This window comes from Chryseobacterium aahli (assembly GCF_022699665.1).
GTDB lineage: Bacteria > Bacteroidota > Bacteroidia > Flavobacteriales > Weeksellaceae > Chryseobacterium > Chryseobacterium aahli.
In genome coordinates, this window is sequence record NZ_JALDNB010000007.1 from 168833 (window position 1) to 185062 (window position 16230).

At 33.2% G+C, this 16230-nt stretch carries 16 protein-coding genes; 10 read left to right on the plus strand and 6 right to left on the minus strand.

Annotation, left to right across the window (positions count from 1 at the left end; all coding sequences use genetic code 11):
- Positions 1-11: 11 nt before the first annotated feature.
- Genes asnB through MQX03_RS12465 form a run of 8 tightly spaced genes read left to right on the plus strand, consistent with a single transcriptional unit; the run spans position 12 to position 8694 of the window.
- Positions 12-1802 (plus strand): asparagine synthase (glutamine-hydrolyzing), encoded by a 1791-nt coding sequence (gene asnB / locus MQX03_RS12430; protein ID WP_242803465.1) that lies wholly within the window; start codon positions 12-14, stop codon positions 1800-1802.
- A 3-nt stretch (positions 1803-1805) separates the two neighbouring features.
- On the plus strand, positions 1806-2996 hold the full coding sequence (locus MQX03_RS12435) for a hypothetical protein (protein ID WP_242803466.1): 1191 nt from the start codon (positions 1806-1808) through the stop codon (positions 2994-2996).
- A gap of 1 nt (position 2997) precedes the next feature.
- On the plus strand, positions 2998-4008 hold the full coding sequence (locus tag MQX03_RS12440) for an acyltransferase (protein ID WP_242803468.1): 1011 nt from the start codon (positions 2998-3000) through the stop codon (positions 4006-4008).
- A gap of 6 nt (positions 4009-4014) precedes the next feature.
- Positions 4015-4923 carry an SP_1767 family glycosyltransferase gene (locus MQX03_RS12445; RefSeq protein WP_242803469.1) on the plus strand — a complete coding sequence of 303 codons (909 nt, stop codon included), beginning with the start codon at positions 4015-4017 and terminating at the stop codon, positions 4921-4923.
- Positions 4920-5864, plus strand: a complete 945-nt coding sequence (locus MQX03_RS12450) for a glycosyltransferase family 2 protein (RefSeq protein WP_242803470.1) — start codon at positions 4920-4922, stop codon at positions 5862-5864. Before MQX03_RS12445 ends, MQX03_RS12450 begins: the two co-directional genes overlap by 4 nt.
- A complete protein-coding gene (locus MQX03_RS12455; RefSeq protein WP_242803471.1) occupies positions 5861-6934 on the plus strand; it encodes a glycosyltransferase family 47 protein in 1074 nt (357 codons plus the stop codon). Before MQX03_RS12450 ends, MQX03_RS12455 begins: the two co-directional genes overlap by 4 nt.
- A gap of 3 nt (positions 6935-6937) precedes the next feature.
- Positions 6938-7753, plus strand: coding sequence for an FkbM family methyltransferase (locus tag MQX03_RS12460; protein WP_242803472.1), 816 nt, complete (start codon positions 6938-6940; stop codon positions 7751-7753).
- Positions 7753-8694 carry a glycosyltransferase family 2 protein gene (locus MQX03_RS12465; protein WP_242803473.1) on the plus strand — a complete coding sequence of 314 codons (942 nt, stop codon included), beginning with the start codon at positions 7753-7755 and terminating at the stop codon, positions 8692-8694. Before MQX03_RS12460 ends, MQX03_RS12465 begins: the two co-directional genes overlap by 1 nt.
- On the opposite strand, the gene MQX03_RS12470 is transcribed toward MQX03_RS12465, so the two are convergent.
- The 6 genes from MQX03_RS12470 to MQX03_RS12495 are packed head-to-tail and all read right to left on the minus strand — an operon-like array spanning position 8686 to position 14117.
- Complete coding sequence (locus MQX03_RS12470) at positions 8686-9264, minus strand: GNAT family N-acetyltransferase (protein ID WP_242803474.1); 579 nt, start codon at positions 9262-9264, stop codon at positions 8686-8688. The genes MQX03_RS12465 and MQX03_RS12470 overlap by 9 nt on opposite strands.
- A complete protein-coding gene (locus MQX03_RS12475) occupies positions 9261-10199 on the minus strand; it encodes a GNAT family N-acetyltransferase (protein WP_242803475.1) in 939 nt (312 codons plus the stop codon). Before MQX03_RS12475 ends, MQX03_RS12470 begins: the two co-directional genes overlap by 4 nt.
- The gene (locus tag MQX03_RS12480) at positions 10183-11004 is read right to left on the minus strand and encodes a carbohydrate deacetylase (RefSeq protein ID WP_242803476.1); all 822 of its coding nucleotides are present in this window, start codon (positions 11002-11004) and stop codon (positions 10183-10185) included. The genes MQX03_RS12475 and MQX03_RS12480 overlap by 17 nt, the downstream gene beginning before the upstream one ends.
- A 1-nt stretch (position 11005) precedes the next feature.
- Positions 11006-12352 carry a DUF6056 family protein gene (locus MQX03_RS12485; RefSeq protein WP_242803477.1) on the minus strand — a complete coding sequence of 449 codons (1347 nt, stop codon included), beginning with the start codon at positions 12350-12352 and terminating at the stop codon, positions 11006-11008.
- On the minus strand, positions 12342-13295 hold the full coding sequence (locus MQX03_RS12490) for a glycosyltransferase family 2 protein (RefSeq protein WP_242803478.1): 954 nt from the start codon (positions 13293-13295) through the stop codon (positions 12342-12344). The genes MQX03_RS12485 and MQX03_RS12490 overlap by 11 nt, the downstream gene beginning before the upstream one ends.
- A gap of 51 nt (positions 13296-13346) precedes the next feature.
- Positions 13347-14117 carry an O-methyltransferase gene (locus tag MQX03_RS12495; protein ID WP_242803479.1) on the minus strand — a complete coding sequence of 257 codons (771 nt, stop codon included), beginning with the start codon at positions 14115-14117 and terminating at the stop codon, positions 13347-13349.
- Positions 14118-14222: 105 nt separating this feature from the next.
- Here MQX03_RS12495 and MQX03_RS12500 point away from each other — a divergent pair, with 105 nt between their 5' ends.
- Both MQX03_RS12500 and MQX03_RS12505 read left to right on the plus strand, forming a co-directional pair.
- Positions 14223-15062: a glycosyltransferase gene (locus tag MQX03_RS12500; protein ID WP_242803480.1), complete on the plus strand. Its 840-nt coding sequence runs from the start codon at positions 14223-14225 to the stop codon at positions 15060-15062.
- Positions 15062-16219 (plus strand): glycosyltransferase, encoded by a 1158-nt coding sequence (locus MQX03_RS12505; RefSeq protein WP_242803481.1) that lies wholly within the window; start codon positions 15062-15064, stop codon positions 16217-16219. The genes MQX03_RS12500 and MQX03_RS12505 overlap by 1 nt, the downstream gene beginning before the upstream one ends.
- Positions 16220-16230: the final 11 nt, after the last annotated feature.

The window sequence follows — 16230 nt, forward strand, 5'->3', positions numbered from 1 at the left end:
CACAAATAAACATGTGCGGAATAGCAGGAATCATTACACCTAACGCCAAAAATTATAATCGTGAAATACAGAATATGACCGATGCTATTGCGCATCGTGGTCCCGATTCTGCTCATCATGAATATTATGAAAATGCCGCATTAGGCCATCGCCGCCTTTCCATCATCGATCTTTCAGAAAATGGAAAACAGCCGATGTTTTCGAATACCAAAAACGAATGCATTGTTCTGAATGGTGAAATCTATGGTTTCCAATCAATCAAAAAACAACATGCCGAATATCATTACCGCGGAGGTTCGGATACGGAAGTCATTCTGGCAATGTACCAACGCAAAAAGGAAAACCTGATTCACGATCTTCCCGGAATGTTTGCATTTGCCATCTGGGATGAAAATAAGCAACAGCTTTTTTGTGCCAGAGACCGTTTTGGTGAAAAACCATTTTACTACACCACCGGAAAAAACGGTGAATTTATTTTTGCTTCAGAAATCAAAGCCATATTAGCAAGCGGACTCGCCAATACAGAAATCAATCACGATGCACTTTCTCATTATCTGCAATATGGTTATGTGAGCACTTATCAGAGTATTTATAAAAACATTCATTCTCTCCCTCCCGCTCATCAGCTGATCTGGAAAGATGGTAAAATTGAAGTGTCAAGATATTATAGTCTTCCAAAAAAAGACCGCCAAATCAGTCTTTCTGATGCAAAAGAAGAATTTGTTTATCTCTTGAAAAACGCTGTTGAAAAACAGCTGATTGCCGATGTGGAAGTCGGAAGCTTTTTAAGTGGTGGCTTAGACTCCTCATCAATTGTTGCGATGGTCCACGAGTTTTTACCTCATCAGACTACCATCAGTTTTGGATATGATCATGAAGACAGTGAACTGAAATATGCCAGAGAAATAGCCGAAAAATACAAAACAAAACATATAGAAATCCATGAAAAAAAGGAAGATCTTGTTTCAGGAATTCTGAAAATCACCCCTTTTTTGGATGAGCCTTTTGCCGACACTTCTACTCTTCCTCAGTTTGAAATCTGTAAAGCAGCAAGAAAAAATTTAACCGTTGTGCTGTCAGGCGATGTGGGCGACGAGCTTTTTGGAGGTTACAATTTTTATAAAGTTGAAAATGAGCTTAAAAAACATTTCAGCTATCAGAATATAATCGCTCAGTTTGGGTTAAAACTTTATCAGAATCTAAAGCAGACTTCTTATATCTCACAGAAAAATGTTCAGTACAGTTCAATCTTAGATTTTCATCAAAATGACGTACGAAATTTCTTTAATGAAAATGAAAGAAGGCAATTAGGTATTAATGAAAACTATTCTCAACCTTATAGTTTTACTGCAGATGAAAATTCATTGAACGATATTATGCGTACAGATCTGGAGAAATATGTCCCGGGAAATATGCTTGTAAAATCTGATAGAATGGCAATGGCAAATTCTTTGGAAGTGCGAACGCCGTTTTTAGATATAGATTTTGCAGAATTCTGCATTCAACTTCCGGATCAGCTTAAGATCAATTCTGCGCAAGATAAAGTTATTCTCCGAGAATCGATGAATTCTTACTGGACAGAAACAATCAGGAACCGTCGTAAACAAGGCTTCGGATTAGGAATTGAAAATTGGTTTGAAGAAAAAAACCTAATGAATTTTTCTGACGATCACCTTAAAAATAAAGACCAAAGGATTTTTAAATATATTGATTTTAATGAAACCCAAAAGTTTTTAAATAAAGATCGAAAACATTGGAATCTTCTGCAACTTGCGTTGTGGGCTGAAAAAAATCATTCGTAAAACATGGAAAATATTAGTTTTCTAAACCAATCGATGATAAAGAAAATCTTTGCTTTTTTTGCATTGGTCTTAATTGGTTTTTATTTTTATTTCGGATTTCAGGAGTTTAATCTGATGAAAATCTGGAATTCATTTTACCAATCCGATTTTTACATCAATTACGAAGGAGGTTTTGTAAGAAGAGGGTTAGACGGACAAATTATCTACGAGTTCAGTAAAATCACTTCAGTGAATGCGGTGTGGATTCAGAAAACTTATAACCTTTTATTTTTCCTGATTTTTGCCGCATTGGTAGGTAATTTTATGTTGAGATACAGACCACCATTCTTCGTCGTATTTTCTACCAGCGTACTTTTGCTCTTTGTATTTTATCTGGGTCGTGGAATCAGAAAAGATCATATTTTGTTGGTTTTCTTCTTCTTATCGTGTTTTGAAATTGTAAAAAGAAAGAATAAAACAGTAGCCTTTATCACCGTCAACCTTTTATCTATCATCGCATCTCTTACTCACGAACTCTATTTTATTGTTTCGTTTTTTCCGATTGTACTGCTTCTAAAGAATTTTATATTTGAAAAGGATCAACTGTCGGAATATTTTAAGTCAGTTTTATTTCTACTTCCATCCATTTTGATTTTCCTGATTATTTTCTTCTTTGGATTAGGAAACAGTGATCAGCAAATAGCCATTCTTGCATCCTGGAAACAAATTGGTGTTGAAAATATTTTATTTAACTCAGGTATTTTTGACCGTAGTCTTTACATTTGGGAGCTTGGTTTTACCCGAAATCAATATATTTCTTTTCTAATAGCCATTATGCTTCATTTAGTTTTTATGATGATTATGATCAGTAATGATTTAAAAAACAGAAAATTAAAAATCAATTTCTACATACTTATCGGGTTGCAATATAGCGTTTTGCTTTTATTAAGCATTGTAGCCAAAGATTTTTCACGGTGGATTTTCTTGTGCAATTTTACCACTCTGATTCCTATTTACATTCTGAAAAAGAAAAGTACGTATCAGAGTTCAGAATCAGAAAGTTCATTTTTATTTTTCAAAAAAATGTATTGGATTTCCTATATTTTATTTTTCATCAATACAATGCCGCATAGCGGATGGAGTTTTAATGATTATGTGGTATATAATCCTGTGAATCTTGTGTACAAAATAATAACTGAAAAACCTATCTTTTAGTATGGCTTCAAATTCTTTACAATGGGTTCATATTTTACGGGCATTCGCTACATTTGCAGTTATCGTTTTGCACTGTACAATTGCTTCGGGTAATACATTTGATATTGAAAGTCGTTCATGGCTTACTGGAAGTTTCATCAACAGCAATGTAAGATTTTGTGTTCCGGTATTTTTGATGCTGAGTGGGGTTTTGCTGCTTGGGAAAAACTATACTTTAAAAGAATTTCTTCAGAAAAGAATGTCGAGAATTATACTGCCTTTCTTGTTTTGGAGTACTATCTATTTTTTCATGATTTTTCCGATACGCGGTACATTCACTCAAATTGGTTTCGACTATTTCAAGGCTATGAAAGGCGGAACCTGTTATCATCTTTGGTATGTCTACATGATTATTGGTGTCTATTTATTTTTGCCCATTATTAACAAATGGATTCAGAGAGCAAGTAAAAATGAAATTCTTTTTTACCTTATTATTTGGTTCGCAGTATTAATGATTGACCTCCCTGGAATTAACCGCCTTTTTACGAGAATCGACTGGCGTTATTTTTCAGGATTTTTGGGCTACCTTGTTTTAGGATATTATCTACATAAAAATATTACAGTGACAAAAAACAGATGGGTCTATGCTCTTATTTTTGTTATCGGGAATCTTTTGACTTTTGTTTTAACTTATATTACAAGCAAAGAGAGTGGTGAACTCAACAAAACATTTGTCAGCTATCTTACTCCCAATGTAATCTTGTCAAGTCTTGGTATATTTTTATTTTTTAAAGACCTTGTCTTTAAAGAGAATATCTTTATTAAAATCATCAATATCATCAGTCAGTACAGCTACGGAATTTATTTGTCTCATGTTTTTGCAATGATGATTCTCCCCAAAATAGGGATTGCTATAACTACAAATTTTACTTTTATTAATATTTTTGCTACCGCTCTACTATCTTTAGCTTTGGCATTAATAATAACATTTGTATTAAATAAATTACCTTTAGGAAAACATATTTCCGGTTAGAAAATTATGAGCATCAAGAAAAAAATTTCTTCACAATTTTATTATCTGCAATGGCTTTGGCAGACCAGAGAAGCACGCTTGGGTTTTCCTAAATATAAAATTTTGAGTCTTGATAAAACAATTGAGAAAATAATACAGGAAAAAATTTCTGTGAGTAGGTTCGGCGATGGAGAATTCAGGCTATGTCTTCCTCATTATACTCTAGAATTTCAAGAGCAAAGCGAGGAAATACGTAAGAGGCTTCATCAGACTTTAAATTCTGATCTCAAAAATCATTTGGTATGTCTTCCGGAACCTTTAGCTCAAACAAAGAATTTTGACATGCCTACGAAATATTGGTGGAAAAAGTTCATCAATAATTACGGGAAAAGAATTGAACCATTCATAAACAGTGATAAAACCTACGGAAACTCATTTATTACCCGTTTTTATCTTGGATATTCAGACAAATCTGAAAACAGAATTACTGAAATTGTTTCTCATCTGAAAAAAATCTGGGAACAGCAGGAAATTCTTATCATCGAAGGAAAATATTCCCGTCTGGGTGTCGGAAATGATCTTTTTGAAAATGCAAAATCGTTGCAAAGAATTGTTTGTCCTCCAAAAAATGCCTTTGATAACTATAATGAGATTTTAGAAGCAGCAAAAAATCATGGTAAAGACAAGCTCATTCTTCTTGCACTAGGCCCTACAGCCACCATTATGTCATATGATCTTGCGAAGGAAGGATTCTGGGCTTTGGATGTAGGCCATATCGATATAGAATACATGTGGTTCCTAATGAATGCGAAAGATAAAATGCCTGTGAAAGGACGTCACGTGAACGAGGCAAACGAGCAGGAATCACTAGAAATTCCTGAAGAGTTCAGAGAAAAATATTTAAAAGGTATTATTGTAGAAATTAGCAATTCATGAAAATCTCCGTAATTATTCCCGTTTACAATGCGGAGGCTTTTCTGAAAAAAGCTGTAGAATCTGCTTTACAATTTGAGGAAGTTACCGAAGTTGTTTTGGCTGAAGACGCTTCTACTGACGCTTCTTTAGTGCTTTGCAAACAACTTGCGCAGGAAAACAAGCGTGTGATATTATTTCAACATCAAGATAAAGGAAATCATGGAGCGGCAGAAACCCGAAATTTGGGAATTAAGAAATCAAATTCAGATTTCATTGCCTTTCTGGATGCAGATGATTATTACCTTCCCAATCGTTTTGATGCAGAAAAGACTCTATTTAATAATGAAAAGATTGAAGGCATTTTCGGAGCTTTACAAACAGAATTCATTACCGAAAAAGGGAAAGCTGAGTTTCAAGAAAAATTTAAAAACAATGAGTTAACGACGGTACAATATCAGGCTGAAGGAAACGATATTTTTGAAGGTCTTCTTGGGCTTTCAACGAAAACGTTCGGTTCTTTTTTTCATTTGAATACACTGACTGTAAGACGGTCTTCGCTTATCAAATACAATTTATTTTTCAATAAAGATCTTCGGGTGCATCAGGATTCTGATTTTATTATAAAACTCTCTTACCAGTGTCATCTGAAAACCGGAATTATTGATAAAGCCATTGCTATACGTGGCGTGCATGATGATAACAGAATTACGAAAATCAAACAATATTCTCCGAAATTTTATTCTAATCAATATCAGCTTCAAAACTCACTATATCAATGGGCAGCTACAACTCATTTGGAGAAAAAATATCTACACAAAATAAAACTGGATTATCTCAGCTTTAAAACTGCCAATAAAAAAGGGATGGAAAAATACTTTTTTTACATAATTTATGCAATCCAAAACCCTGAGTTATTGAAAACCAGATACAGATTTCATGCATTAAATCCGCAAATACAATGATCCTGAAGAAAACAAAACAACTAAAAACTTTATTTTCAGATTTCATAGCCTACCGAAATCACAAGAAGTATGTTCCGGAAAAAGTAGAAAAAGCGGTGCTGGTCAAGTTTCAGAACCCGCAATTATATCACCGTTTTTTTTATCTTCTTTTAAAATTCTACCATCTTGCAGGCTACACAGTTTATTATCCGATGAACTTGTCGCTGTTTAGAAATCTCAGGAATAAAGACCGTTACATGGCTTTGCTCCTGCAGGAAAAATACCTCTTGAGTATCACTACCCGAAATCTACCGAAAGAAATCGTCACCATAACAGATTCTATGTTTAGTGCAGATTATTTTAATGCTTATTTTGAAAATGAAAACAACACAAACGGAAGTTTTCATATTCCAATGAGTTTCCATCCTTATATGTATCATTACCAACTCTGGAACGAAGAAATAAAATTGTCAAATAATCGATATAACGCTTTATTCTGCTACGGAAATTTTAATAGAAATGCTTACTTAGATATTAAAAGAACGGATTTTAAAGTAACATCAAGAACAGAACTTTTAAATTTTCTGGAAATCGATCCTAATTTTATATCCATTAAATCATCAGAAGAATTAGAAAATAAAGGAGAAACTCTTAATCAAAAATTAGTTTTTGCTATGCGCGAAAATTATCAGATTGAGATGAAAGACATCAGATCTCATCTGGCACTTTTCAATTTTTATCTTTGCTGTCCGGGTGTTGTAATGCCTCTTTGTCATAACGTGGTCGAAGCCATGTCTGTAGGCACCATTCCTATTATTGAAAAAGAATACGCCGATGTGATGTACCCTAATCTTGAACATCTGAAAAACGCAATTATTTTTAATGATTTGAATGATTTAAAGATGCTGCTTAAAGAAAGATTATTCGTTCTTTTAAATGATGAGATTTTAGCAATAAGAAAGAATGTTTTTGATTATTACGAAGAATTTCTGAGTCCGACAGGAATGATTAAAAACCTAAATAAGAATATCGCCGACGGAAAAAAAATATATCTGCAGGCTGAGCACAGAAGTGTGAAATTTAAAAACTAACAAATGAATACTTTAGAAAAATTTAAAAACATTTTATTTCAAGAAGGAGCTTACAACTATTTAAAAAGAAAACTGAATGTTTCTTACTTAGACAGTAAAACAACATATAATATAAAATATCGTAATAATATTACAAAAATAGTCTTGAATAGGGCATTTGGGTACGTGGATATGAAAATTTTCACGGATGGAATTTATGAAAAAGAAATAGTTGATGATATCATCAATGAACTATCAGAAAGTAAAGTAATGTTGGATATAGGTTCAAATATTGGACAGCATAGCTTGTTATCCAGTCCTTATTGTAAAAAGATATATGCTTTTGAGCCAATGCCTCCGGTCTTTAATCAGTTTAATGAAAGCATAAGAAAAAATAAGATAAAAAATATCGAAACATTTAACATTGGAATTGGAGATAAAAAAGAAAACAAAGAATTTTACTTTGTTAAAGATCATGCGGGAGCTAGTTCTTTCATTGACAGAAAAAATTCCAATACAGAAAAGATTGTATTAAAAATAGATACATTAGAAAGTGTTTTAGGTGATACAAAATTTGATGTTGTCAAAATTGATGTTGAAGGATTCGAAGCAGTTGTGATTTTAGGAAATAAAGATATCTTTTTAAAAAATAGACCTGTGATTTTCATGGAATTTGACAGACCATCAATCGAAAATAGTTTGAGCTATAGTGCTAATGAATTATTTGATTTTTTTATTGAAAATAAATTTATAATCTACAGCCGCACATTATCTAAAGAAATTAACTCCATTGATTTTCAAGATATAAACCAAGATAACTGGATCATAAAACCTATCTAATGAAAATCTCCGTTATCACTCCCGTTTACAATGCCGAAAAATACATCAGGCAAGCTGTAGAATCTGCTCTTCAGTTTGAAGAAGTGCATGAAATAATCTTGGTTGAAGATCAATCCCCTGATAAAGCTCTCGAAGTCTGCAAAAAACTGGCAGAGCAATATGAAAGAGTAAAATTGTATCAGCATCCCGACAAAAAAAACCACGGCGCCGGAGCAAGCCGAAATTTGGGTATTAAAAAATCTACGGGAGATTTCATCGCTTTTCTGGATGCCGATGACTACTATCTTCCGAACCGTTTTGATGCTGAAAGAGAGTTGTTTAAAAATGATGAAGTTGATGCTGTTTACGGTGCTTTGGGTGTGCATTATTATTCAGAAAAGGCAAAGGAGCAATATTATTCTTTGTTTGGCGACAGATTGACGACCGTCTATAAAAAATATGCTCCCAAAGACGTTTTCCCGGGTCAGCTTAATATGCTCGGAAGTTTTGGACTTTTTAGCATTGACGCTCTAACATTTAGAAAAAAACCGTTACTTGAAAAGGTACAGCCATTGTTTAAAACACATTTAAGGTTGCATCAGGATACTGAGCTCCTATTTCGAAGTTCATTTTACCTCAACTTTTATCCCGGAATCTTGGACAATGCCGTTGCCATGAGAGGTGTGCATGAGAGCAACAGAATTACACAAGTTGATGCAAAAAAAGTAAAACCTTCAAACACCAGAGTACTATTGTGGAGAGCAGTAAATGAGTGGGCTCAAAGCGAGAAAACGATGTCTGAAGACATAAAACTTCACATCAAAAGAACCCATAGAAGCTGGGAAATTGCCCAAGCTCCTCTTTTGAAAAAGTGGGGAATGATTGCGAAGTATTTAATTACAGATTTCCAGAGTATAAAATCGGGATTATATAATATAAATTTCAGGAATGAGTTATTTTAACTTTTTCCCCATTAAGTATTTTTTTTCGAGAATATTATTGATTTCTCTTATAATTTTAAAATTCTTACTCGCGTAGAATTGCAGTGCAGAATTATTTTGCTCAACTTCAAGTTCGTAATAATCTTTTGTTTTCTTAAGTTCCTGCTCAAATCCTTCCAGTAGTTTTTTTCCGATTCCTAATCCTTTGCGTTTTTGATCAACTGCGATATAAACCAATTGTGTTTTTGAGTCTCCCTGCTGAAATCCTTTGGCAAAAAAACTCTGAAAAATATACAAGAGATATTTAGGATGCTTAATTAAAGCTAAAAGTGTCTGTTTAATAAAATATGTTTTGTTTTGAGATGTAAAGCTTCCGAACATATCTTCAACATCTAATGTTCCGAACACAAAACCATACAATTCCCCATCTTCTTTATAACCTACTAAAACCGTATCATCTTCTTTACGTAAATGATGTAAGTAAAATTTCTCTATAAAATCGTTGGTATAAAAATTTATAAGGCTTGGCAAATTATTCTTGTGAATATTGACCACCTCTGTTAAATCTTCTTTGGTAAGATTAAAAATCATTTTAATACTTTATAAATCAGTTTAGGACCCAGAAAATTAGCTATAGGCAAAGGTAGTTTCTTCCACATATTGATGAGAAACTTAACAAGCTTGCCATCTTCATCATTGGTATGAGAAGCTTTGTTGAAATAGTAGTAATACAGCTGCACAGGCTCGGCGCCCCAAGATAGCTTATACTTTACCGTACTTTGTCCGTTTCTGCTTCTGCCCATATCAAATGCTAAAATTTTTCGATCGACAGCAAATTTAATGATATTCCAATAGAGAATATTATTTACAGAAAGTTTATTAAACTCTTTTAAAGTCGCTGCATAAGGATGACAAATATAATCATCACTGAATATCATGCAGGCTGCAGAAATTGGTTTCTCATCAATATAAATTACCATAAACTGACCATGGAATTTTGAATCAGCACTAAAATATTTTACGATGTTACCATAAAAACTCTTTGAATGTGTAGGTGTTCCCAGATCACGCCATGCTTTGGTGATAACTTCGTAGAAATCATCTAATAATTCCTCTCCTCCTGTCTTTATCTGAAAATCATTTTTTTCTGCTTTACGAACCTGATTTCTTGTCTTAGATTTGATGTGTTTATTCCAAACCACATCGATTCCATCTGACAGATCAAGTACGAATGTTTTATAATCAGTGACTAAAATGAATTGTAATGAATCATGAAGGTTTAGCTCTTCTTTCGATTTTATCAGAATCGGCTTGTCTGTAATTTTAAGAAAATCTTTACTAACTTCTTTATTTTTAAAAAAATGCCCTCCGTAAGATAAATATGGAGCATTAGAATAATAACTCCCATTACCAAAAAGGTTGAATTTATTTTCCTGAAATTCTACAATCTTTGCTTCTAAAGGATATGTATCAAGAACAATACTTTTCCATTCATCTGATTCAGAAAAATTAGTCCACGAACTCATAATCTTTAAATTTTTTATTAAAACACAAATCAAATTCCTGCTTTCTGAAATCTGACCTTAAAAATTCTATAAAACGTGCATCCAGGTTGGGTGCCTCAACATCTAAATCTCTCAGAGAAGGGTGCAACATGACTTCTACAGTTTTTTCATTCACCGATTCCAAATACGTAAAAAGATTTTGAGAATTAATTTCGCAGGTATTTAAAATACTGTAAAATTCCACGCTTTTTTTATTACTGTTAAACGAACTCAAAAACTTAAGCACTGTAAGTTTCAAAACGTTTGCTATACTTGCAGTTCTTGAATTATATTTAAAAGAAGTAGAAAAATCTTCATTAATCTCTCTTATTCTTTCAATATTATATTTTTTTGCAAGCTTTTGTACAATTTTATTTATAGATGGAATAATGTGTATATGCTCATGCCCATCAATGTGGGAAATCTGAATATTATGGTCTAAAAGTTTTTGTAATTGAAGCTCAATTTCGGTTTCTATAGCTTTCAAATTGGTTTTTGACTTTTTCAGAAAAAGAATTTTCACAAAATTATTAGCCAAAAATCCATTCTTATCAGTGATACCGCTCTCACCAGAAAGTGCCTTACAGCATGTTAAATTGATATGCAAACCTACTTTCAGTTTTGACGCATTGGGAATCACGTTTGCGATGGCATCATCAAAATAGTCTGTATTTGCCATAAGGCTTGCGTGCGTAAGATAGCCTTCATTATGCGCTCGAAGTATTGCCTGATTTACACCTTTGGATAAACCTAAATCGTCTGCATTGATGATTAATATGTTGCTCATTTTATTTATGCGAAAGTGATTTCAAATCAAAATATTTTATAATATTTTTCTCTTCAGCCGTATTTTTATATGGATTTTTATCAATGTATTCCTTTCCGTTTTCAAAAAGAACTCGTCTGTTAAATTTAGAATAATTATTTTTAAAATAATTGAGTTGTTCATTTATTACAACCTCGTTATTGACCCTCCTTTTTTCTGAGATTTCGTTGGAAAGATTTGTGTATATCTTATCTGCTCCAAAGCAAATTAAGCTACTTACCATAAAGAATACCACAAGCCAAATAGCAGCAACACCTTTTATGAATGATGAGTTAAATTTAAAAACTTTAACAAATCGATTAGCTACAAAGGCAGTCACAATAATTATCAGCATTGTTGAAAAAAACATCAATCTCGTCCCTGTAAGTGGAGAATAAGAGATAATCAAAATAGCCAAAATAGCCATAGAAAGACAGCTTAACAAAAGATAAGACTCCCTTCGATTTAGTAATTTTCTTTTAGCAAGATAAACAAGTCCTAAAAAAGAGATCACAGCTATAAAAATCAATTCAAAATTAAAGTAATAATAAAACTTCAGTATTTTAGTAAATGTAGCAAAGTAATCCTCAAAACTAAAACCATACTGAGTCTTACCAACAGTTTTATATTTCACCGCATTCGCAGGTGCAAAAAACAGTGCCAAATAACCAGCTGCTACTGAGATATTAATCGCTATAATGTTAAAATCAGGAAGTTTTTTGTTTTTAAACATAAATATAACACCACAAACCCCTGAAAAAAGCAAAAGAATCGGTGGTACGTGTTCATTTCCCATTCCTGTTACAAATGCTACAAGACATAGTAAAATAATCTTTAAACCAGATTTTGGCAATATATTACTTTGAAAAATAAAGTATTCTGTCATCACAAACAAATACAGCAAATACAGTACATGTGTAAAAGTATAGTTGGTCGCAAACGGGCTGTAATAAAACAATTCCCCAAAATAATTAATTAAAAAAATAAAAGCTGCAGTTAGAATCAGAAATTTCCATGCATCTTCTTTTTGAGAAATTTTTGGAAATCGTCTGAAAACATTGGCAAATAAAGCCCATAAAAATCCGTTGAAAAGTAGAAATCCAAATACAACTTTCAATATTTTGCTCCGAGCGACAATATTTAAAAAAAACTGTCCGCTTCTAGGGTTTACATAATTGTAGCTGGTCCAATATTCAGAAAAAACATAAGGCAATTGAGACTTATCAAGATAATAAAACTCATCACGGGTAACAGGAAACCAATACAGACTTAGTAGAAATCCGATGTTGATGAAAATAATTAAAAATAAAGGTAAATATTTAGTCTTCATTTTTAATAATTTCGTTAAAATATAGTGGTCTGTTTTTTACTTCTATATGAATTCTTCCAATATACTCTCCTAAAATCCCTAAAAAAAGCATGATCAAAGAGCAGAAAAAAATCATCACTGAGAGCAATGTAAGAAAGCCCGTCTTCGGTTCATGATTAACATGGCTTATGTAAATAGAATATGCCAAAAATAGAACTGAACTGAAACACCCTAAAAAGCCAAGCAAAGTCGCAAGCCTCAAAGGTTTTACAGAAAACTGAATTACACTGTCAATAGCCAGTTTATACAATTTTAAAAAATTATATTTTGAAGTCCCGGCAAATCTTTTAGGAGCTGTAAATTCTAAGATTAAAGCATCCTGAAGCCCAACCAAAGAAAGCATCCCTCTGAACATTCTGTCTGTCTCATTCAGCTGATTGATCCAGATAACATACTTTTTGTCTAAAAGCCTGAAATCTGGCATATTGCGTGGAATTTTCACATCCGAAAGAAAATTGAGAATTTTATAATAGGTATTTCCGAGAATCCTGTATTTTAACCCTTTATCTTCATTATCCGTTCGCTGTGTAAGCACCAATTTATAACCTTCGAGCCATTTCTGAATCATTTCTGCGGCCATTGCAGGCGGATGTTGTAAATCTGCATCCATGAAGAGAACCGCAAATTCCTTCTCTTTATTGTGCTGAGCCACGTAGTTTAATCCTGCGGTCATCGCCATTTCGTGCCCAAAATTTTTAGACTGGTTGATTATAGTTATATGAGAATCTTTTTTTTGAAGATCTCTTAAAACCTGAAGGGTCTGATCTCTTGAGCCATCATTTACAAAAACAAGCTCATAATCTTCAAAAGAAATTTTGTTTAATTCTTCATGAAGACCTGCATGCAGTACTGCAAGACTCTCTTCTTCGTTGTAAGCAGATATAATCAGGTAAACTTTCTTCATATTAAACAATTCTTTTTTTAAGGTACTTTAAAACATTGGCAACCAGAAAATTTACTTCACAAAAACTCCCACAAATTTCCCTTCAAACTCCACCACGGTAGGAGTAATTTTTTCCTGCTCACAAAAATCTTGGAAAGCCGAGTTGTCATTAATATCATCAGAAATGAAGACTCCGCCTTTTCTTAATCGTGGATAAAGCGTTTCGTAAGCCCATCTCATTCCCTCGTAAGATTTGTCAGAATCATAATGTACAACATCGATTTCACCGCTTTCTTTTAAAATTTTAGGTAAAGATTCGCGGTCGGCATGACGGAAGAGTTTCCAGTTTATTTTTAAATTTTCCGGAACCACACAACCAACATATTGGTCACCATTTTGCCCTAAATACGGCATATCTGAACTGTATAAAGTTCCGTTTCTTTTTTGCAAAGATGTGAGTGTGGCAAACGAGCTCCAACCATAAGCAACACCGGTTTCTATCACGGTTTTTGCCTGAGTGAATTCGCAAGCACTGTATAAAAGTTCTAAAGCTCCTGCACCACCCATTTTTATCGGGCAGGCATTTTGTATATCTAAAGCTTTTTTAAATTCCTGAGGATATTTTTCCGAAAAAGACTGAAATTCAATGTTAAACAATTTCTTTATAGCATCTTTTTGGCTGACAGCAATTTGTGAAGCCCAAAGGTTCGTTTTTTCTTTCCCTTTGAAAGCACTGTTTCTATTAAAAGTATTTTTGATGATTTTTCTACCTAATTCAGGATAAAGATCCGGACGTTTCAGATAGCCTATAAAAGTTTTGAGAACTCTAGTTATTTCGCTCACAGTGTTTGTTTTAATGTTGCAAAAATAAAGATTTTTATCTTATTAATAATTTTTAAGAATAATTATCTTTGTGAAAATTTATTAATACAAAACCCTCTCCCACTGATGAAGTTCTCGATACTCATTGCCAACTACAATAATGGAAAATTTTTCAGGCGCTGCTACGATTCTATTATTGCTCAAAGTTATGACAATTGGGAAGCTGTAATCCTTGATGATGATTCTACAGACGACTCTTTAGAGGTGATTAAGTCAATTATAGGTGACGACAACCGTTTTAAAATTTTCAAAAACGAAAGTAACAGCGGCGTAGGCATTACCAAAAGCAAACTGATTGAATTGGCGACAGGAGAAATCTGTGGTTTCGTAGATCCGGATGATGCCATCACACCCAATGCCTTGAATTCGAGTATCGAAATTTTTAAAAATCAGAAAAAAGTTGTACTTACCTATTCCAAATATGTAAAATGCGATGAAAATCTAGAACAGATAGACATTCCCAAGAATCCGATGGCGGTTCCCAATAATGATCCGTATTTTTTTAACTGCCCGGTTCATATTGTCCATTTTGTGTGTTTCAGAAAAGACATCTATGAAACAACAGAAAAGATGAATACGGAAATGAAAATTGCAGAAGATCAGGATTTATACTTAAAAATGTATGAAAAAGGAAGAGTGAAATTCATTGACGAAGCCAATTATTTGTACAGAACACATTCAGGAGGCATTTCACAAAACGACAACAGACCTAAGTCACGGGAATATTTTTCTAAAGTCATTTTTAATGCCATGCAAAGGAGAAATTTAAAAATGATTAACGGAAAAGCCGTTCCTACTCAATTTAGTAATTCAAAACAGATTTACGATTTGCTTGAATATCAAAATTCTATCCCGTACAGAATTCAAAAGAAATTGAGAATATTGGTTCAACAATTATTTAGTTAATGATGAAAAAAGATAAAATAAAAGTTCTTTTCAGACACCGTTCTATGGAAATGGGTGGTGTTGAAAAAGTAATTCTAAGCATGCTCAATCATCTTGATAAAGAAAAATTTGAGATGACGGTTTGTTTAAATATCAATCAGGGTGAGCTTAGAGATGAATTCCCGAAACACGTCAGAAAAGTTTTTATCGCAAACGGAAAAGAAGATTTTTCTAAAAACTCTGTTATTCAAAAATTACAGTTGGCTAAAAGAAAACTGAAACTGCAAAAAGCTCAGAAGAACCCCAAAATAGCCGGAAAATTACTCAATGAAAATTTTGATGTGGAGATTGCACCTACTTATGCGGCATTTTCATCGGTTTTAAATTCTACCAATAAAAATTCAAAAAAAATAGGCTGGTTTCATTCAGACATTACGCTTCCCAAATTGCAACCGTTGGTTCCTGCCATTTTAAAGCAGATTCCACAGTTTGATTATTTCATTTTTGGATCTCAGCAGACTAAAGATATTTTAATTGAAACATATCCCAATTTAAACATCCCTGAAAATCAGGTTATTTTAAATGCAATTCCGATTGAAGAATTAAAAACCAAAGCCGAAGCTTTTAAACCCGAATTCCCAAACAAACCTATATTCGTTTCTGTAGCAAGACTTCACAGCAGAAAAGGCTTCCATAAACTGATCGACGCACACTCCCAATTATTGAAAGATGGTTTTGATCATCACGTTATCGTCATCGGCGACGGTGATGAAAGAGAAAATTTAAAAAAACAGGCAGAAAGTTTAGGTGTAACTCAAAGTTTTGAGTTTTTAGGATCATTGCTGAATCCCTACCCTTATGTGAAAAATGCAGATTTTTTCATTCTCCCTTCTGAATCTGAAAGCTGGCCACTGATCATTGCTGATTCTTTGATTCTTCAGAAACCGATTATCTCAACTAATGTAGGCGGAATTCCGGAAATGATCAGTCATGAAAAAACAGGTTACCTCATCAATTACGAAACCAGCGAAATGTACGATGCGATGAAGAAATTTCTTACTGAGCCAGAATTTGTTTTGAAAATTAAAGAAAATCTCACGGATATTGAAAAACAGTTTGATAATCAGAAAATTTTTGACGCCGTTGAAAATATCATCACTAAATTAGTTGAAAAATAATTCCTGTTTCA